The sequence below is a fragment of the Streptomyces sp. DSM 42067 genome, from assembly GCF_055792885.1.
Genome location: NZ_CM147706.1, coordinates 8,082,553 through 8,101,472 on the forward strand (window position 1 = coordinate 8,082,553; position 18,920 = coordinate 8,101,472).

At 69.7% G+C, this 18,920-nt stretch carries 13 protein-coding genes and 2 pseudogenes; 12 read left to right on the top strand and 3 right to left on the bottom strand.

What is annotated here, in order from left to right:
- The first annotated feature begins 14 nt into the window (after positions 1–14).
- Positions 15–1,022 carry an ATP-binding cassette domain-containing protein gene (locus tag ACSMXV_RS36185; protein ID WP_473175321.1) on the top strand — a complete coding sequence of 336 codons (1,008 nt, stop codon included), beginning with the start codon at positions 15–17 and terminating at the stop codon, positions 1,020–1,022.
- Positions 1,019–1,819, top strand: a complete 801-nt coding sequence (locus ACSMXV_RS36190) for an ABC transporter permease (RefSeq protein ID WP_473175322.1) — start codon at positions 1,019–1,021, stop codon at positions 1,817–1,819. Before ACSMXV_RS36185 ends, ACSMXV_RS36190 begins: the two co-directional genes overlap by 4 nt.
- Positions 1,820–2,066: 247 nt before the next feature.
- Here the strand turns inward: ACSMXV_RS36190 and ACSMXV_RS36195 are convergent, their stop codons facing one another.
- The gene (locus tag ACSMXV_RS36195; protein WP_473175323.1) at positions 2,067–3,734 is read right to left on the bottom strand and encodes a cellulase family glycosylhydrolase; all 1,668 of its coding nucleotides are present in this window, start codon (positions 3,732–3,734) and stop codon (positions 2,067–2,069) included.
- Between the two features lie 326 nt (positions 3,735–4,060).
- Here ACSMXV_RS36195 and ACSMXV_RS36200 point away from each other — a divergent pair, with 326 nt between their 5' ends.
- Positions 4,061–4,720 (top strand): YceI family protein, encoded by a 660-nt coding sequence (locus ACSMXV_RS36200; protein ID WP_473175324.1) that lies wholly within the window; start codon positions 4,061–4,063, stop codon positions 4,718–4,720.
- 50 nt (positions 4,721–4,770) lie between these two features.
- Here ACSMXV_RS36200 and ACSMXV_RS36205 read toward each other — a convergent pair whose 3' ends face one another.
- Both ACSMXV_RS36205 and ACSMXV_RS36210 read right to left on the bottom strand, forming a co-directional pair.
- Entirely contained in the window at positions 4,771–6,747 is a 1,977-nt protein-coding gene (locus tag ACSMXV_RS36205; protein ID WP_473175325.1) for a serine/threonine-protein kinase, read from the bottom strand.
- A 280-nt stretch (positions 6,748–7,027) separates the two neighbouring features.
- Positions 7,028–8,977: an APC family permease gene (locus tag ACSMXV_RS36210; protein WP_473175326.1), complete on the bottom strand. Its 1,950-nt coding sequence runs from the start codon at positions 8,975–8,977 to the stop codon at positions 7,028–7,030.
- Positions 8,978–9,172: 195 nt separating this feature from the next.
- Here ACSMXV_RS36210 and ACSMXV_RS36215 point away from each other — a divergent pair.
- The 9 genes and pseudogenes from ACSMXV_RS36215 to ACSMXV_RS36255 all read left to right on the top strand — a co-directional run.
- Positions 9,173–9,334 (top strand): annotated as a pseudogene (locus ACSMXV_RS36215) (amino acid permease); the annotation flags it as partial.
- Between the two features lie 278 nt (positions 9,335–9,612).
- Positions 9,613–9,702 (top strand): K(+)-transporting ATPase subunit F, encoded by a 90-nt coding sequence (kdpF, locus tag ACSMXV_RS36220; RefSeq protein ID WP_181661732.1) that lies wholly within the window; start codon positions 9,613–9,615, stop codon positions 9,700–9,702.
- An 8-nt stretch (positions 9,703–9,710) separates the two neighbouring features.
- The gene (kdpA, locus tag ACSMXV_RS36225) at positions 9,711–11,390 is read left to right on the top strand and encodes a potassium-transporting ATPase subunit KdpA (RefSeq protein WP_473175327.1); all 1,680 of its coding nucleotides are present in this window, start codon (positions 9,711–9,713) and stop codon (positions 11,388–11,390) included.
- Positions 11,387–13,522 (top strand): potassium-transporting ATPase subunit KdpB, encoded by a 2,136-nt coding sequence (gene kdpB / locus ACSMXV_RS36230; RefSeq protein WP_473175328.1) that lies wholly within the window; start codon positions 11,387–11,389, stop codon positions 13,520–13,522. Before kdpA ends, kdpB begins: the two co-directional genes overlap by 4 nt.
- A 5-nt stretch (positions 13,523–13,527) precedes the next feature.
- A complete protein-coding gene (locus tag ACSMXV_RS36235; RefSeq protein WP_473175329.1) occupies positions 13,528–14,196 on the top strand; it encodes a potassium-transporting ATPase subunit C in 669 nt (222 codons plus the stop codon).
- Positions 14,197–14,320: 124 nt separating this feature from the next.
- Positions 14,321–14,458: pseudogene (locus ACSMXV_RS36240) on the top strand (DNA-binding response regulator); the annotation flags it as partial.
- A gap of 70 nt (positions 14,459–14,528) precedes the next feature.
- A complete protein-coding gene (locus tag ACSMXV_RS36245; protein ID WP_473175330.1) occupies positions 14,529–17,081 on the top strand; it encodes an ATP-binding protein in 2,553 nt (850 codons plus the stop codon).
- 399 nt (positions 17,082–17,480) lie between these two features.
- A complete protein-coding gene (locus tag ACSMXV_RS36250; RefSeq protein ID WP_473175331.1) occupies positions 17,481–18,371 on the top strand; it encodes an NAD(P)-dependent oxidoreductase in 891 nt (296 codons plus the stop codon).
- Positions 18,372–18,396: 25 nt separating this feature from the next.
- Entirely contained in the window at positions 18,397–18,819 is a 423-nt protein-coding gene (locus ACSMXV_RS36255; RefSeq protein ID WP_473175332.1) for a PPOX class F420-dependent oxidoreductase, read from the top strand.
- The last annotated feature ends 101 nt before the right edge of the window (positions 18,820–18,920 follow it).

Sequence of the window (18,920 nt, forward strand, 5' to 3'; positions counted from 1 at the left end):
AAAGGGACACCACCATGACCATCACGGCCGCCTCCACCACCATCCGCACCCCGGCGATCAAGGCCACGGGACTGCGCAAGGCATACGGCGAGAAGGTCGTCCTCGACGGGATCGATCTGCACATCCCCGAGGGCACGGTCTTCGCCCTGCTCGGACCGAACGGGGCCGGCAAGACCACCACCGTGGAAATCCTCTCCACGCTCATCCCGGCCGACGCGGGCGAGGCCCGGATCGCGGGCCACGACCTCGTGCAGCAGGCCGACGGCGTACGCCGCTCCATCGGCGTGACCGGCCAGTTCGCCGCCGTCGACGGACTGCTGACCGCCGAGGAGAACCTGCTCCTCATGGCCGACCTCCATCACCTGCACCGGAGCGAGGGGAAGCGGCGCACGGACGCTCTTCTCGAACGGTTCGACCTGACCGAGGCCGCCCGCACGCCTGTCTCCACCTTCTCCGGCGGCATGCGCCGCAAGCTGGACCTCGCGATGACGCTGGTCGGCAAGCCGAGGATCATCTTCCTCGACGAGCCGACCACCGGGCTCGACCCGCGCTCACGGCGCACCATGTGGGAGATCATCCGGGGTCTTGTCGCCGACGAGGGCGTGACCATCTTCCTCACCACGCAGTACCTCGAGGAGGCCGACCAACTCGCCGACCGCATAGCTGTGCTGGACCACGGCCGCCTGGTCGCCGAAGGCACCGCCGAGGAGCTCAAGCGGCGCATCCCCGGCGGGCACATCAGCCTGCGGTTCGCGGACCCCCGCGGCCTCGACGCCGCAGCGCAGATCTTCGGCATCGCCACCCGCGACGACGAAGCGCTCACACTGCAGATCCCGAGCGACGGCTCCATCCCCAACCTGCGCGCCGTCCTGGACGCCCTGGAAGCCACCTCCATCCAGGCCGAGACCCTCACGGTTCGCACGCCGGACCTGGACGACGTCTTCTTCGCGCTGACCGGCCACCCCCACTCACACGACGCGCAGGCGCGGTCCGTCAACTCCCGCACGGAGGCCGTTCGATGAGCACAACGACCTACGCGATGCGCGACTCGATGACGATGCTGCGCCGCAACCTCAAGCACGCCCAGCGCTACCCGGCCATGACCGTCGCCGTCGTCGGCATGCCGGTGATCATGCTCCTGCTCTTCAACTACGCCTTCGGAGGCGCGCTCGGCGCCGGAATCGGCGGGGCGTCGGTGGGCGGCTCGGGCGGCGGCGAGTACATCGACTACGTAGCCCCCGGCATCATCCTGATGGCGGCGACCTCCGGGGCGCTCGCCGCGGCCGTCGGGGTCTGCGTCGACATGACCGAGGGCATCGTCAACCGCTTCCGTACGATGGCGATTTCGCGGGCCTCGTTCCTCACAGGCCATGTGGTCGGCAGCGTGCTGCAGACCCTGGCGGGCATCGTCCTCGTCGTCGGCGCCGCGCTCCTGATGGGCTTCAGGCCGCAGGCCACGGTCGTCGAATGGCTGGCGGCGGCCGGGATGCTCACCCTGCTGACCCTCGCCCTCACCTGGCTCGCGGCCGGTCTCGGCCTGGTCGCCAAGACACCCGAGTCGGCGAGCAACATGCCGATGCCGCTGCAGTTCCTGCCCTTCCTCGGCAGCGCGATCGTTCCGACCGACTCCATGCCGACCGGGCTGCGCTGGTTCGCCGAGTACCAGCCGTTCACCCCGACCATCGAGACCCTGCGTGGATTGCTGATGGGCACGGAGATCGGCAACAGCGCCTGGGCCGCCCTGGCATGGTGCATAGGCCTCACCCTGGTCGGCTACGTCTGGGCGAAGCGGGTCTTCGGCCGCACGGTCAACCGCTGACACCACCAGCAGGACCGCAACGAGGACCACGACCCGGTACGTGGTGTCGTCGCCCGTGTGGACCAAGCGACGAGAAACGACGAGAGACGACGAGAGACGACGAGGCGGAGTGCGCGGCCTTCCCGGCAAGGGGACCGCGCACTCCACCTCCGGCAGACGGGCTGATGTCGACCCGGCGCGAGGAGCGAGCGGGCGTCGTGCTGACCGGCGTGTGCGAGTGACCTCCGCCGGTCAGCGGGCGGCCGGGTCAGGCGGTGGCGCAGGGGGTACCGCTGAGGGTGAACGCGGTCGGGGCGGCGTTGGTGCCTCCCTTGCCGGCGGTGAAGCCGACGGTGACCGAGCCGCTGGCGGGGATGGTGGCGGTGTACGAGGCGGGGGCGACGCTCACCGTCCCGCCGTCCTGAGTGGGGGTGCCTCCCCACATGTTGGTGATGGTCTGGCCGTTGGCGAAGGCGAAGGCCAGCGTCCAGCCGCTGACGGTGGTGGTGCCGGTGTTGCGGATGGTGATCTCGCCCTGGAAGCCGCCCGGCCACTCGCTGACGACGCGGTAGCCGACGGAGCAGCTCACGCCGGGTGTGCTGCCGTCCTCGTCGGTGGTGACGCTCACCGTGGCCGAGCGTTCGGAGCGGTTCCCGGCGGCGTCGCGTGCGTAGACGGCGAAGGTGTACGTCGTGTCGGCGGTGAGGCCGGTCACGGTGGCGGTGTTGGTGGCGGAGGCGGCGACTGTGGTCTCGGAGCCGTCGCTGACGCGGACGATGTCGTAGCCGGTGACGCCGACGTTGTCGGTGGCGGCGGTCCAGGCGAGGGTGACGGAGGTGGCCGCCACCGCGGAGGCGGTCGGGGTGCCGGGGGTGGTCGGGGCCTGGGTGTCGCCCGGGTCGTCGCCGTAGACGGTGGCTTCCCGGGAGGTCTGGGCGATGCCGTTGGCGCCGTTGAAGATGCGCTGGCCCCAGGAACTGAGCTGGTTCGGGTCGAAGCCGATCGCCAGGTCGAGGATGGGGTCGGTGTTGCCGCTCCACGACCAGGCCAGGTAGCCGAGCCGGAGCTGCTCGGCGGCGGCCATCATGGTGTCCTCGTCCGGGTCGCCGTACTGGTCCGGGGGGCCTCCGAACTCGCCGATGAGGATGGGCAGTTCGGCGTTGACGAACGCGTTCAGGTAGTCGGTGATCTCCTGGGCGGTGTCGTAGACGCTGTACATGTGGATCGAGAAGATCAGGTTGCCGGTGGGGTCGGCGTCGTAGACGGACTGGGCGTTGGCGCGCATGACTCCTTGCCAGTCCTGGCCCCAGTTGGGCGCGTCCACCATGATCGTGTGCTGGAACCCGGCGTTGCGCAGCTTCTTGACGGCGGCGATGGTGGGCTCGGTCCAGCCGGCGGGGTTGGTGTTGCCCCAGGGCTCATTGCCGATGTTGACGATGACGTAGTTCTCTTCGCCGGCGAGCACGTCCTTCAGGCCTATCCAGTAGTCGGCCGCCTGGTCGAGGGTCGCGGCCGCGGCCTCCTCGCCGTAGCCGGTCGTGTCGTGCACCTCCAGCACGCAGATGAGCCGGTTGGCCTTGCACTGGTCGATGACGCCGGCCACGTCATCGGCGCTGTTCTCGGTCCAGCGGTGGCCGTTGGAGAGGACGACGCGGACGGTGTTGGCGCCCAGCGCCTTGATGTCGGCCAGCGACTGCGTCTCGCCCGGGTACCAGGTGTGGGCGTGGTTGACGCCGCGCATGATGAAGTCGTTGCCGTTGCCTTCGAGTAAGCGGCCGTTGCTGATGTGCAGGCCGGTGGCGAGGGTGCTGGGCGACTGTGCCTGCGCGGTCGTCGGGCTGAGGGCGCCGAGAACGACGAGCGCGAGGAGGGCGGCCAGTCCGGACAGCAGGGCGGTGACGGAGCTCTTTCGTGTCGTGCTTCTTGTTGTTCTCACTGCGACTCCAGAGAGTGAGCGTCAAGAAACTCGGGCATCAGGAGAAAGCTTGGGAGCGCTCCCATGAAGCCATCATGTCGAGAGCACGTCAAGGGCTGGGCGTGCTGCGGCGCAATTCGAGGCGCGTGGGGCGTGGCTGGACTCGAAGCAGACGGGCATCCCGTGGGGACCACGGACGGGCCGCGCGAGCCTGCAATCGTGCTGATGCTGTGGATCTTTGCAGGTAGAGCCCTGGAATCCGGACGACGGGTCCCATCCCGTACCGCGCCCAAGGGCGGGGCGTGATAGCACGTAAGTGACCACAGTAAGAAGGAGACGACGTCATCATGGGTTTCTTCAGCCGTCGCCAAGCCGCCACAATCGAGCCTTCGCCGGCTGTCGGCCCCCGCACCGCTCCCAGCGCCTCCGGAACGGCCACCGCCGTCCTGGACCCGGCGCTCGCAGCTCTGACCGGCCACTGGACCATCGACAGCCCGCACAGCAGGATCGGTTTCTCCGTACGCCACGCCATGGTCACCACCGTGCGCGGGGCATTCGCCGACTACCGGAGCGATCTGTACTTCGACGGAGAGCAGCCTTCCCGGTCCCGAGCCGAGCTGGTGATCCGGGTCGCCAGCGTCGACACCGGTGTGGAGCAGCGTGACGCGCATCTGGTCGGCACCGACTTCTTCAACGCGAGCCGGTACCCGGAGATGGTCTTCCGCAGCACCTCCACGGTGTACGAGGGCGGTGACAGCTACCGCATGACCGGGGACCTGACCATCCGCGGCATCACCAGGCCCGTCGAGCTGGACCTCACCTACCTCGGCTCGGTCAGGGACGCGTTCGGCTACGAACGCGCCGGATTCGACGGCACGACCACCATCGACCGCAGGGAGTGGGGCCTGGTCTACAACCAAAGGCTGGAGGCGGGCGGGAGCATGGTGAGCGAGAAGATCCGGCTTCAGTTCGACATCTCGGCGATCCGGGCCGCACCTGTGGCGTAGTTTCCGGTGCCACCCGCAGCGCCGTCAGCTGAACACTTCAGACCGGCGCGTCAGCCGACCACTGGGTCCACCGCGTTACGCCAGACCTTGACGTCCACCGTGATGTAGTCCGTCGTATCCGGCGAGGGTGCCGTGCCGCGGAAGGTGATCAGGCCCACGTGGCCGGTTCCGCTGATCACGCACAGGCGGTCGCCGACGGCAAGGTCCCTGACCCAGACGTAGCTTTCGCTGCCGGTCTGTGCGAGGCACGAATCCAGCGTCCCCGCGGCGCGGGGCGCCAGGCGGGTCATCTGGCTCTGGCTGGTGGAGCCGGGGGCCACGACGGCGCCGGAGGAGTACACGGCGTATGTGAAGTCCTCGTCGCTGGTGCCCGTGTCGGCCTTGGCGCGTACGGGGCTGTCGCCCAGGTACAGGTCGTGGCTGGCAGTCAGGCGAATGCCGGTGTAGGTGACGGAGGGCGGCTGGGCGGCGGCCGTCGCGGTCGGCTTGCGGGCGGCGGCCGGTGTGGGGGACGTGGCCGGGTCGGCGGAGCCGGGCGGGGGCGTTCGGGTCGGGGATGAGGAGGGAGTCGTCGTCTTCTTCGCCTTTGGCTTCTTCGACGGCGATGCGGACGGGTGACCGGAAGCGGTCGGGAGCTGCTCCGCCGTGGGGCTCGAGGTCTGTCCCGCCTGCGCGTTCGCGTCCTCCGCCTGCTCGGTGGGGCGCAGGACGCCGGACAGGAACAGGGCCCCCGTCACCGTGGCCGCGGTCAGGACGACCGCCCCACCTGTGACCAGCCCCCACCGCTTGGTACGGCCGCGTGACGCAGGGGCCATGAGGGCGGCACTCGTCGACGCGGAGTACAGCGGCCCGCTTGCACCCGCACCTGCGGCCGCAGCGGAACCGGCCGCAGTACCGGGGCCGGCCGGTGCGGCGGAACCGGCCGCAGCACCGGGACCGTCCGGTGCACCGAACGCGCCGCCGTTTGCGGCCGGGTCAGGGGACGCGGCACCGAATGCGGCCGGTGCGCCGAACTCGCCGCCGCCTGTCACGCCCTGGCCGAGCGAAGCGCCACCCTGTCCCAAGGAGCCCTGCCGGGGGATGCGCAGGGCCATCGTGTTCGCCCGAGCGGGCTGCGCCTCGCGCGCCGCATGCTGCGCGAGCTGCCCCGCCACCGACGGCGGCAGCCAGCTCTCGACGCGGCGCAGACCGCCCTCCGGATTGGCGGCGGCGCACAGGCGTATGACGTCGGCGGGGGTCAGGCGCCGCGCAGGCTCCTTGTGCAGACAGCCGGCCACCAACTCCGCCAGCACGTCCGGGAGTTGGCTTAGCTGCGGCTCCTCGTGCACGATGCGGTACAGCACGCCGTGCGAGGGCCCGTCCCCGAATGCGCCCGCGCCGGTCGCGGCGAAGGCGGTGATCTGGCCGAGCGCGAACACGTCGGCTGCGCCGGTGATCTCCCCGCCGAGTGCCTGTTCGGGCGTCATGAAGGCCGGCGTGCCGATCGCGGAACCGCTGTGGGTGAGGGCGGTGGCGTCCACGGCGCGCGCCACCCCGAAGTCGATGACACGGGGACCGTCGGCAGCGAGCAGCACATTCGACGGCTTGAGATCGCGGTGCACGACCCCGGCGCGGTGGATGTCCTGGAGCGCCTCAGCAACCCCCGCTGTCAGCAGGAGCACCGTCTCCTCGGGCAGCGGCCCGTGCTCCTTGACGGCCTCCGCGAGGGAGGGGCCGGGAACGTAGGCGGTAGCGAGCCAGGGCATGGGCCCTTCGGTGTCGCTGTCCAGGACGGGCACGGTGCACACGCCCTGGACGCGGCGGGCGTTGGCGACCTCCTGCCGGAACCGGTCACGGAAGTCGGCGTCGTCGGCGAGTTCGGGGCGAATCACCTTCACGGCGACCGGTCTTCCGCCGGGTGTGTGCGACAGGTAGACGCGCCCCATGCCCCCGGCGCCGAGCCGCGCCACAAGACGGTATCCCCCGGCAGTACGCGGGTCGTCGTCCCGTAGCGGCTGGAACTTCTCCGCACCCGTCCCCGTCTGCACGTGCCCAACTCCCGTACTGCTTTGGCCAACTGTCACACAACTGGTTCGGAACACTACCGGTTCGAGGGACAGCAGTGACTAATGGCCGCTCTGTGACAAGGGGGACTTTTGGTGGGCGTCCAGTGTTTCAGGGCGCCAGTGGCGGTCGCCGGTCCGGCGGGGTGGCATCCCTTTCATGGGCGCGACGGTAGGCGGACCCGTGGGAGGGAGCGCCCACCGCTGACGGTGCTCTGACGCCGTACGGTCAGATCTTGACGCGATCCTGAGGCTGCTGGTCGATTCAGCCGACGTGGACGCGGGGTCGGCGGGAGCGGTCGGGTTCGGCCTCGCGGAGGACCTCGCGGGTGACCGGGGCGACCTCGCCCTGGCCGAAGAGGAAGAAGCGGAGGAAGTTGGCGAAGGGGTTGCCCTCGGTCCACTCGAAGTAGATGTGCGGGGTGCAGCCGGTGGTGTCGCGGACGTGGAGGACCAGAGCGGCGAGGGCGTTGGGGATGGAGGAGCTCTCCAGGGTCAGGACGCGGTAGCGGCCGTGGAGCACCTCGCCGCGTACGGTGAGGCCCGCTTCGAACTCCGACGGATCGCCGACGGTCACCTCGACGAAGACGAAGTCCTCCTGGGACGGGAGGTCGTTGTCGTGACGGATCTGCTCGATCTTGTCGCGGTATTCGGCGACGTCGCGGCGGTCGGGCTCATTGGCGATGAACCGGATCTTGCGGTGGGCCATGTCGCGGACGAACCGCCCGGCCATGTCGTCGAGCGTGACATCGGTGACGCGGAGTTCGAAGGCGCGCGCGAGGCGGGAGAGGAGCGAGACGAGGATGATGGCCGCGATGAAGCAGGCGCCGATCTTCACGCCGTCGGGGCGCTCGATGATGTTCAGAACCGTCGTGTAGAGGAAGACGGCGGAGATGACGGCGAAGGCTATGGTCCAGCCCCGTTGGCGGGCCTTGCGTGCGGCGATGGTGACGGCGATGGCCGCGGAGCTGATCAGGACCAGCACGCCGGTGGCGTAGGCGCCGCCCTGGGCGTTGACGTCCGCGTCGAAGATCCAGGTGACCAGGAAGCCGACCAGGGTGAAGACGATCACCATCGGGCGGACCGCGCGGGCCCAGTGCGGGGCCATGCCGTAGCGGGGGAGATAGCGGGGCATCAGGTTCAGCAGCCCCGCCATGGCGGAGGCGCCGGCGAACCACAGGATGGCGATCGTCGACACGTCGTAGACGGTGCCGAAGATGTTGCCCAGGTACTCGTGGGCGAGGTACGCGAGCGCGCGGCCGTTGGCCTCGCCGCCCGATTCGAACTCCTTCTCCGGGATGAGCAGCGTGGTGATGAAGCTCGTGCTGATCAGGAACACGCTCATGATCAGCGCGGCTGTGGTCAGCAGCTTCTTCGTGCCGCGGATCCGGCCGGCGGGCTTGTCGTCCGTGTCGCCGGGGTCGCCCTTGACGTGCGGCATCACCGCCACGCCGGTCTCGAAGCCGGACAGGCCCAGTGCCAGCTTCGGGAAGACCAGCAGGGCCACGCCGACCATGGCGACAACGTTTCCGTGCTCGGCCGTCAGCGCGGAGGACCAGTCGGTGATCACATGGCCCTCGGTGACCACATGCCAGAGCCCGGTCACCACGACGACGGCGTTGAGCGCGAGATAGACGCCCACCAGCGCGACGGCGACGCCGATCGCCTCCAGGAAGCCCTTGAGGAACACGGCGCCGAGCAGCGCGATCAGGATCAGGGTGATCAGCAGCTGCTTGTCGTGCAGAGGGTCGGCCAGATGGGGGTTCTCCACCAGGTGGGTGGAGGCGTCCGCCGCGGAGAGTGTGATGGTGATCAGGAAGTCCGTGGCGGCGAACCCGAGCAGGGTCAGGACGAAGAGCTTGCCCTTCCAGAAGGTCAGCAGCCGCTCCAGCATCGAGATCGAGCCCTGCCCGTGCGGGCTCTCCTCGGCCACCCGCCGGTACACCGGCAGCGCGCCCGCGAGGGTGACGATCACGAGGACGATGGTCGCGATGGGGGACAGCAGGCCGGCCGCGAGTGCGGCGATGCCCGGCTGGTAGCCGAGGGTGGAGAAGTAGTCGACGCCGGTCAGGCACATCACCCGCCACCACGGCTGCCCCTTGTGCGCGGGCTCCGGCCGGGCGTGCGGTCCCGGCTGGTGGCCCGCCATGTCGGAGAGGCCCTCCAGCATCCACGTCCGCAATCGGCTCGCAGGCGGGTGTTCGGTGGTGGCCATGGACGTGCTCTCCTGAGGTGCGGCTCAGCGTGGGGTTCCGGCCATCACTCGGACGGCGGCATCAGCGGCACCAGCGTAAGCGGAGAGTGATGCTTGGGCCCGTGGTTGAGCGGCTCGAGGGCGTCAAGCTTGCGTTAAGACCGGGCGGCACCTGCTGCGTTTGTGTACCGGCACCTGCTGCGTCTGTGAACAGCCGCAGCCGAGCCGGGCACCCAGGTCACCGTCCTGATCCCGGAGGGGGAGCCGGAGCGCATCCGGCAGCGGCTGCTGCGGAACCAGCGCGGTGCCGTGGTCGCCCACGCGGTGCGGCGGGACACGGGTGCGGCGAGCTGCCGCCTGCGCTTCCGCCTGACCTGACCGCATGCACCCGGACGGCCCGCACCTCGCTGTGCGGGCCGTCGCCGTCTCCCGCAGGCTGAGCGGGACGGCCGTAAGAGGTGCGTCAAAGATGTCGCAACCGCCGTAAGGGAGCCGTCAACGGCGGTCGAATGCGGCCAGAGACGCGCTTTCCTCTACTCGTCCGATTCCTTTCCGAACCTCATCCAGGAGCTCGCGATGGCCGACCTGGCCTTCGTCCTCACCACGATCGCGGTGTTCGCACTCGTGGCTCTCGTCGCCAAGGGGGTGACGAAGCTGTGACCGCCGAGACCATCGTCGGCCTTGTCGTGGCCGTCGCCCTGCTGGGTTATCTCGTCCTCGCCCTCGTTTTCCCGGAGAGGTTCTGACCAGCGTCATGGGTCCCGTACTTGCCGGCGTGCTCCAGCTGCTCGCGCTCATAGCCGCACTGGCGCTCGTCCACCGCCCCCTGGGCGACTACATGGCCCGCGTCTACTCCTCCGACAAGCACTGGCGCGTCGAGAAGTGGATCTACAAGGGCATCGGCGCCAACCCGGCCACCGAGATGCGCTGGCCCGCCTATCTGCGCGGCGTCCTCGCCTTCTCGGCTGCAGGGGTGCTTTTCCTGTACCTGCTGCAGCGGATCCAGGGCGTCCTGCCCGGCTCGCTGGGCTTCGCCTCGATCGACCCGGACCCGGCGTTCAACACCGCCGCGTCCTTCGTGTCGAACACCAACTGGCAGTCGTACTACGGCGAGCAGGCCATGGGCCATGTCGTGCAGACCGCCGGTCTCGCGGTGCAGAACTTCGTCTCCGCCGCTGTCGGCATGGCGGTGGCCGTGGCGCTGGTGCGCGGCTTCGCGCGGTCGCGCACCGGTGAGCTCGGCAACTTCTGGTCCGACATGGTGCGCGGCGTGACCCGTATCCTCCTGCCCCTCTCCGTCGTCGCCGCGATCGTCCTCGTGGCCTGCGGCGCCATCCAGAACTTCTCCGGGATCCACGAGGTCGGACAATTCTTTAATGGGCACAGCATGGGCGGCTCACAGGAGTGGAACGGAGGCGCGGTCGCCTCGCAGGAGGCCATCAAGGAGCTGGGCACCAACGGCGGCGGTTACTTCAACGCCAACAGCGCCCACCCCTTCGAGAACCCCACCCCGTTCACCAACCTGTTCGAGATCTTCCTGCTCCTGGTCATCCCGTTCACGCTGACCCGCACGTTCGGGGTCATGGTCGGCAGCGTCAAGCAGGGCTACGCGCTCCTCGCCACCATGGCGACCATCTGGGTCGGCTTCGTCGCCCTGATGATGTGGACCGAGTTCGCCCACCGCGGCCCGGCGTTCGAGATCGCGGGCGGCGCCCTGGAGGGCAAGGAGGTCCGCTTCGGTGTCGGCGCGTCGTCGATCTTCGCGGTGTCGACCACGCTGACCTCGACCGGTGCGGTGGACTCCTTCCACTCCTCGTTCACCGGTCTCGGCGGCGGTATCGCGATGCTCGGCATGATGCTGGGCGAGATCGCGCCCGGCGGGGTGGGCTCCGGCCTCTACGGCATCCTGATCATGGCGATCATCGCGGTGTTCATCGCGGGCCTGATGGTGGGCCGTACGCCCGAGTACCTGGGCAAGAAGATCGGCACCCGCGAGATCAAGCTGGCCGCGCTCTACATCCTGATCACCCCGGCGCTGGTGCTCGTCTTCACCGCCGCGGCGATGGCGTTGCCGACGCCTGGCAACTCGATGACCAACAGCGGGGCGCACGGATTCTCCGAGATCCTGTACGCCTACACCTCGGGCGCCAACAACAACGGCTCGGCCTTCGCCGGTCTGAACGCCGACACCCAGTGGTTCAACACCACGATCGGGCTCGCGATGCTGCTCGGCCGGTTCCTGCCGATGGTGTTCGTCCTGGCGCTCGCGGGCTCGCTCGCCGAGCAGAAGCCGGTGCCGGTCACCGCGGGCACCCTGCGCACCGAAAAGCCGCTGTTCACCGGCCTGCTGGTGGGCGCGATCCTGATCATCACCGGTCTGACGTACTTCCCGGCCCTCGCGCTGGGCCCGCTCGCCGAGGGGCTGGCGGCATGACCACCCGTATACAGAAGCAAGAGGACTCGATGTCCACTGCCACCACTCCGAGCCGGGCGCCGCACAGCGACGTACCCACCGCCCACAAGACCCCTGAGGGCCGCGTCGGCGCCGGGCTCTTCGACCCCAGGCAACTGGTCAGGTCGCTGCCGGACGCCTTCCGCAAGCTCGACCCGCGGGTGATGGTCAAGTCGCCCGTGATGTTCGTGGTCCTGGTCGGGTCCGTCCTGACGACGGTGTTCTCCTTCACGGACCCGGGCGACTGGTTCGGCTGGGCGATCAGCGCCTGGCTCTGGCTGACCGTCATCTTCGCCAACCTGGCGGAGGCCGTCGCCGAGGGGCGCGGCAAGGCGCAGGCCGACACGCTGCGCAAGGCCAAGACCGACACCGTGGCCCGGCGGCTCGTGGGCGACCGCGAGGAGCGGGTGCCCGGCACCGAGCTGCGCGTCGGCGACCTGGTCGTGTGCGAGGCGGGTGACATCATCCCCGGCGACGGTGACGTGGTCGAGGGTGTCGCGAGCGTCGACGAGTCGGCCATCACCGGTGAGTCGGCCCCGGTCATCCGGGAGTCGGGCGGCGACCGGTCGGCCGTCACCGGCGGTACGAAGGTGCTGTCCGACCGCATCGTCATCAAGATCACGACGAAGCCCGGTGAGACCTTCATCGACCGGATGATCAACCTGGTCGAGGGTGCCGCACGGCAGAAGACGCCCAACGAGATCGCGCTGAACATCCTTCTGGCATCGCTCACCATCGTGTTCCTGCTGGCCGTCGCCACGCTGCCGCCGTTCGCGGACTACGCCGGCACGCACCTGACCCTGGTCGTGCTGGTGGCCCTGCTGGTCTGCCTGATCCCCACCACCATCGGCGCGCTGCTGTCGGCGATCGGCATCGCGGGCATGGACCGGCTGGTGCAGCGCAACGTGCTCGCCATGTCCGGCCGTGCGGTCGAGGCGGCCGGCGACGTGTCGACGCTGCTGCTCGACAAGACCGGCACCATCACGCTCGGCAACCGGCAGGCCGCCGAGTTCGTGCCCGTGCAGGGCGTGACGGAAGCCGAGATCGCGGACGCCGCCCAGCTGTCCTCGCTGGCCGACGAGACGCCCGAGGGCCGCTCCATCGTCGTACTGGCGAAGGGGAAGTACGGGTTGCGCGAACGCCACCAGGGCGAGTTGGCGAACGCCGCGTGGGTCGCCTTCACCGCCCAGACCCGTATGTCGGGTGTGGACGTCGACGGCAAGAAGATCCGCAAGGGTGCGGCCGGTTCCGTCCTCGCCTGGGTGCAGGAGCGCGGCGGCGAGGTCGCCGACGACGCCGACGGGATCGCCAACCGTATCTCCGAAGCGGGCGGCACCCCGCTGCTCGTGGCGATCGAGGACACCGAAGGCGCCCGCGTCCTCGGTGTCATCCACCTCAAGGACGTCGTCAAGGACGGCATGCGCGAGCGGTTCGACGAGCTGCGCCGCATGGGCATCAAGACCGTCATGATCACGGGCGACAACCCGCTGACCGCCAAGGCGATCGCCGAGGAGGCGGGCGTCGACGACTTCCTCGCCGAGGCCACGCCCGAGGACAAGATGGCGCTCATCAAGCGCGAGCAGGCCGGCGGCAAGCTCGTCGCGATGACCGGTGACGGTACGAACGACGCGCCCGCGCTGGCCCAGGCGGACGTCGGCGTGGCGATGAACACCGGAACGTCGGCCGCCAAGGAGGCCGGCAACATGGTCGACCTCGACTCCAACCCGACGAAGCTCATCGAGATCGTCGAGATCGGCAAGCAACTCCTCATCACCCGGGGCGCGTTGACGACGTTCTCCATCGCCAACGACGTCGCGAAGTACTTCGCGATCATCCCGGCGCTGTTCGCGGCGGTCTACCCGGGCCTGGACAAGCTGAACATCATGCAGCTGTCCTCGCCGGACTCCGCCATCCTGTCCGCGGTCATCTTCAACGCGCTGATCATCATCGCGCTGGTGCCGCTCGCCCTGCGGGGTGTGCAGTACCGGCCGGTGAGCGCCGACAGGATGCTCCGACGCAACCTCGGGATCTACGGCCTGGGCGGGCTCATCGCCCCCTTCATCGGCATCAAGATCATCGACGTACTCATCTCTCTGATTCCCGGAGTCGGCTGATCGCCATGCACAACTCGGTCATCAACACCGCCCGGCTGTTCGCGGCGGGCCTGCGGGCCCTCCTCGTACTGACCGTGGTGACGGGCATCCTCTATCCGCTGGTCGTCACCGGCGTGGCCCAGGGGCTGTTCAACGGCAAGGCGAACGGCTCGGAGATCAAGGCGGACGGCAGGGTCGTCGGCTCCTCGCTCATCGGCCAGGCGTACAACCTGCCGCTGAAGGAGGGTCAGGAGACCCCGGAGCCCGACCTGAAGTGGTTCCAGGGCCGCCCGCAGAACGGCCTCGGCACCAACAGCGTCAACACCCGGTACAAGCTCATCCTCTCCGGCGCCACCAACCGCTCCGGCGACAACGAAGAGCTCATCCAGTGGGTCGAGGACGCCAAGGCCGCCGTCGTCAAGGACAACTCCACCGCGGACTACAAGGTGAAGCCCTCGGACGTGCCCGCCGACGCGGTCACCTCCTCCGGCTCCGGCCTGGACCCGGACATCTCCCCGCAGTACGCCGACCTTCAGGTGCACCGGATCGCGGAGAAGAACGGTCTGTCCGTCGAGCAGGTACAGAAGCTCGTGGACGAGCACACCGAGGGCCGCACCCTCGGCTTCATCGGCGAGCCCCGCGTGAACGTCCTCGAACTCAACATCGCGCTCAAGGAACTCCTGGCGAAGAGCTGATGGGTTTACGCATGCTGCGCGGGAGCCGGCGGCCCGGGACACACTCCCGGTCCGCCGGTTCCCGGTGCCACGAAGCCCCTGCGGACCGCTCCGCCCCCGCGCACGACACGAAAGGCGCACACCGATGACCCGGGTGCTGGTCGTGGCGGACGGCCCCCAGCTCATACGCGCGCTCGTCATCAACAAGCAGGCCCGCCACCACGGCGTCGACGCGGCGCCGGACGGGGCAACGGCCCTGCGACTGGCGGCCGGGCGCCAGCCCCACCGCTTCGAGAACTGACCCGCACTCCGCTCCTCATGACCCGATCGCACACGACCACAGGGACGAGACGATGGCACGCGGCAAGCTCCGGATCTACCTCGGTGCGGCACCGGGCGTCGGCAAGACGTACGCGATGCTGTCCGAGGCGCACCGCCGCGTCGAGCGGGGCACCGACTGCGTCGTCGCCTTCGTGGAGCACCACGCCCGACCGCGCACCGAGGTGATGCTGCACGGCCTGGAGCAGATCCCGCGCAAGGAACTCGAATACCGGGAAACGACGTTCACGGAGATGGACGTTGACGCCGTACTGGCCAGACGCCCGCAAGTGGCCCTGGTGGACGAGCTCGCGCACACCAACATCCCCGGTTCCCGCAACGACAAGCGCTGGCAGGACGTCGAGGAGTTGCTCGAGGCCGGGATCGACGTCATCTCGACGGTGAACATCCAGCACCTGGAGTCCCTCGGCGACGTCGTCGAGTCGATAACCGGCGTACGGCAGAAGGAGACCCTCCCCGACGAGGTGGTGCGGCGGGCCGACCAGGTCGAGCTGGTCGACATGTCGCCCGAGGCGCTGCGCCGCCGCATGGCGCACGGCAACATCTACAAGCCGGACAAGGTCGACGCGGCCCTGTCGAACTATTTCCGGCCCGGCAATCTGACGGCGCTTCGGGAACTGGCGCTGCTGTGGGTGGCCGACCGGGTCGACGAGTACCTGACCGAGTACCGCAGCGAGCACCACGTCTCGGCGATCTGGGGCTCGCGCGAGCGCATCGTGGTCGGCCTCACAGGTGGTCCCGAGGGCCGTACGCTGATCCGCCGCGCGGCGCGGCTGGCGGAGAAGGGCGCCGGAGGCGAGGTGCTCGCCGTGTACATCGCCCGCAGCGACGGGCTCACCTCGGCCTCGCCCAAGGAACTCGCCGTCCAGCGCACCCTCGTGGAGGACCTCGGTGGCACCTTCCACCACGTGGTCGGCGACGACATCCCCGCCGCGCTGCTGGACTTCGCACGCGGGGTCAACGCCACCCAGATCGTGCTCGGCGTATCGCGTCGCAAGAGTTGGCAGTACGTCTTCGGACCCGGCGTCGGCGCCACCGTGGCCCGGGAATCGGGACCGGACCTGGACGTCCACCTGATCACCCACGACGAGGCGGGCAAGGGACGCGGGCTGCCCGTGGCCCGGGGCGCGCGTCTGGGCCGGGCCCGGATGATCTGGGGCTGGCTGGTGGGCCTCGGCGGACCGGCGCTGCTCACCCTGCTGCTCAGCACGGCCGCACTCGACGTCGGCCTGGCCAACGACGTGCTGCTGTTCCTGACCGTGACGGTGGCAGCGGCCCTGCTGGGTGGTCTGCTGCCCGCACTGGCCTCGGCGGCCGTGGGCTCATTGCTGCTGAACTGGTTCTTCACGCCGCCCGTCCACACATGGACGATCGCCGATCCGAAGAACATCGTCGCGATCGCCGTCTTCTTCGGCGTCGCGGTGTCGGTGGCGTCGGTGGTGGACCTGGCCGCCCGGCGCACCCATCAGGCGGCCCGGCTGCGGGCCGAGTCGGAGATCCTCTCCTTCCTCGCGGGCAGCGTGCTGCGCGGAGAGACCAGCCTGGACGCGCTGCTCGAACGCGTCCGCGAGACCTTCGCCATGGAATCCGCAGCGCTGCTGGAGCGGGAGAACGACACGGCTCCCTGGACCTGCGCGGGCAACGTGGGCAGCAGCCCCGTGGTGGAGCGCCCCGAGGACGCGGACGTGGACGTGCCCGTCGGCGACCACATGGCGCTCGCCCTTTCCGGCCGGGTGCTGCCCGCCGAGGACCGGCGTGTGCTTGCCGCCTTCGCCGCCCAGGCCGCCGTCGTCCTGGACCGGCAGCGCCTGCAGTCCGAGGCCGACCAGGCCAAGGAACTGGCAGAGGGCAACCGCATCCGGACCGCGCTGCTCGCCGCCGTCAGCCATGACCTGCGCACGCCCCTCGCCGGAATCAAGGCATCCGTCTCCTCGCTCCGCTCCGACGACGTCGAGTGGTCCGAGGAGGACCGTGCGGAACTCCTCGAAGCGATCGAGGAGGGCGCCGACCGCCTCGATCACCTGGTGGGGAACCTCCTCGACATGTCCCGCCTGCAGACCGGTACGGTCGCCCCGCTCATCCGCGAGGTGGACCTCGACGAGGTGGTCCCCATGGCACTCGTCGGCATCCCCGACCACGACTCGGCCGTCGTCCTGGACGTCCCCGAAACCCTGCCGATGGTCGCCGTCGACAAGGGCCTGCTGGAACGGGCCGTCGCCAACGTCGTGGAGAACGCCGTCAAGTACAGCCGTGTCGGTGAGCCGGTGGCGGTGTCGGCCAGCGCGCTCGCCGACCGTGTGGAGGTGCGCGTCGTCGACCGCGGCCCAGGCGTCCCCGACGAGGCCAAGGACCGTATCTTCGAGCCCTTCCAGCGCTACGGCGACGCCCCGCGCGGCGCCGGAGTCGGCCTCGGCCTGGCGGTCGCCCGCGGCTTCGCCGAGGCCATGGGCGGCACCCTCACCGCCGAGGACACGCCCGGCGGAGGCCTCACCATGGTCCTCACGCTCCCGGCGGCCCGGAGCCATGCGTCCGTCCCTGCCGAACTTCCCGCGACGGCCAGGTCGTAGAGCCACTCTTCCCGCTCGTCAGCGGACTGGCCGGACATCGAGACCCGTGAGTGCCAGGTGCAGTTCGGTGCGCTGTTCGCCGGATTCATCGCAGTCGAGCAGGCGCTCGATGGCACGCAGGCGTTGGTAGATGGTCTCCCGCGTCAGGGTGCCCGCCGCTGGACGCGCGCGTCGTCGAGTTCCAGGCGCCTGCCTGGGCGTCCCGGGCCGTCTGTCGTGTACGGCCAAGCAGGACGGCAGGCCGGAGGGGCATCTGGACGTGCTGCACGCGTGGCTGGACGGCCTCGTCCGCGCCGCCTCCCAGTAAGCGCGCCATGGGTGTGCCCATGGCCTCGGGTCGCGCCCGGTGTCGTACCGTCCAGGTGCGAGAACGCGAACACACAGCACGGAGTTGACGTCATGACCGACACGCTCACCGTTGGTGTCCTGGGTACGGGGATCATGGGGGCCGGGATGGCCCGGAACCTCGCCCGCGCCGGACACACCGTCCGCGCCTGGAACCGCACCCGCGACAAGGCCGAACCGCTGGCCGCCGACGGCGTGCACATCGCCGGCACTCCCGCCGAAGCGGTGCAGGGCGCCGATGTCGTCCTGACCATGCTGTACGACGGCCACGCCGCCCTCGACGTCATGCGCCAGGCCGCGCCGGCCCTGGGCCCCGGGACCGCCTGGGTGCAGTCGACCACCGCGGGCATCGAGGTGACCGGCGAACTGGCCGCCTTCGCCCGCGAGCACGACCTGCTCTTCTACGACGCGCCCGTGCTCGGCACCCGCCAGCCCGCCGAGTCCGGACAACTGCTCGTCCTGGCGGCCGGTCCAAGCGAGGGCAGGGACGTGGTGACGCCGGTGTTCGACGCCGTCGGAGCCCGCACCGTGTGGACCGGTGAGGACGGCGCGGCGGGCAGTGCGACGCGCCTGAAGCTGGTGGCCAACAGCTGGGTCATCGCGGCCACCAATGCGGCCGGCGAAGTTCTTGCCCTGTCGAAGGCCCTCGGCGTGGACCCGCAGAACTTCTTCGACGCCATCGCCGGCGGCCCGCTCGACATGGGCTACCTGCGCGCCAAGACGGCGTTGGTCCTGAACGACCAGCTGTCTCCTGCCCAGTTCGCTGTGGCCACCGCCGCCAAGGACGCCCGCCTGATCGTCGAAGCCGGTCGGCAGAACGGTGTACGCCTGGACGTCGCCGCCGCGAGCGCCGAACGCCTCGAGCGCGCCGCAGCGCAGGGCCACGGTGACGAGGACATGGCCGCCGCCTACTTCGCCAGCTTCGAAGAAGCGCCCTCGTCGTGAGGGTTGAGAGGACAGAGGAGTTCGTATGTCGAAGCCGCCGGTGCCCCCCGATGCCGTCGCCCTGCTGAGCCGCCCCAACCCGTGCGTGATCGCCACCCTGCGTTCGGACGGCGCGCCCGTCTCCACCCCCACCTGGTACGTGTGGCAGGACGGCCGCGCGCTGATCAGCATGGACGAGGGCCGAGTGCGCCTGAAGCACCTGCGCCGTGACCCGCGGGCGACCCTCACCGTCCTCGACAAGGACGACTGGTACACGCACGTCACCCTCATCGGCCGCGTCACCGAGATGTACGAGGACGAGGGTCTCGCCGACATCGACCGCCTCGCCGAGCACTACACCGGCAAGCCGTACCCGGACCGGGCCCGCGCCCGGGTCAGCGCCTGGATCGAGGTCGAACGCTGGCACGGCTGGGGCGCGATGAAGGACAGCGACCAGGCGTCCGTGTAAGTCGCGTCAGCACAGGTAAGCCCCACGTCCAGGCATGGACGTGGGGCTTACCTGCGCAGACGCCGCTCGCTGCCGCCCGCGATCGTCGGGCGGCGCCCTGC

What these genes read in the sequence shown, in the direction of transcription:
- ACSMXV_RS36250 (WP_473175331.1), top strand. Translation starts at nt 17,481, where the DNA reads ATGACCGACACGCTCACCGTTGGTGTCCTGGGTACGGGGATCATGGGG.
- ACSMXV_RS36200 (WP_473175324.1), top strand. Translation starts at nt 4,061, where the DNA reads ATGGGTTTCTTCAGCCGTCGCCAAGCCGCCACAATCGAGCCTTCGCCG.
- ACSMXV_RS36235 (WP_473175329.1), top strand. Translation starts at nt 13,528, where the DNA reads ATGCACAACTCGGTCATCAACACCGCCCGGCTGTTCGCGGCGGGCCTG.
- ACSMXV_RS36255 (WP_473175332.1), top strand. Translation starts at nt 18,397, where the DNA reads ATGTCGAAGCCGCCGGTGCCCCCCGATGCCGTCGCCCTGCTGAGCCGC.
- ACSMXV_RS36185 (WP_473175321.1), top strand. Translation starts at nt 15, where the DNA reads ATGACCATCACGGCCGCCTCCACCACCATCCGCACCCCGGCGATCAAG.
- ACSMXV_RS36245 (WP_473175330.1), top strand. Translation starts at nt 14,529, where the DNA reads ATGGCACGCGGCAAGCTCCGGATCTACCTCGGTGCGGCACCGGGCGTC.
- kdpB (WP_473175328.1), top strand. Translation starts at nt 11,387, where the DNA reads ATGACCACCCGTATACAGAAGCAAGAGGACTCGATGTCCACTGCCACC.
- ACSMXV_RS36210 (WP_473175326.1), bottom strand. Translation starts at nt 8,977, where the DNA reads ATGGCCACCACCGAACACCCGCCTGCGAGCCGATTGCGGACGTGGATG.
- ACSMXV_RS36190 (WP_473175322.1), top strand. Translation starts at nt 1,019, where the DNA reads ATGAGCACAACGACCTACGCGATGCGCGACTCGATGACGATGCTGCGC.
- kdpA (WP_473175327.1), top strand. Translation starts at nt 9,711, where the DNA reads ATGGGTCCCGTACTTGCCGGCGTGCTCCAGCTGCTCGCGCTCATAGCC.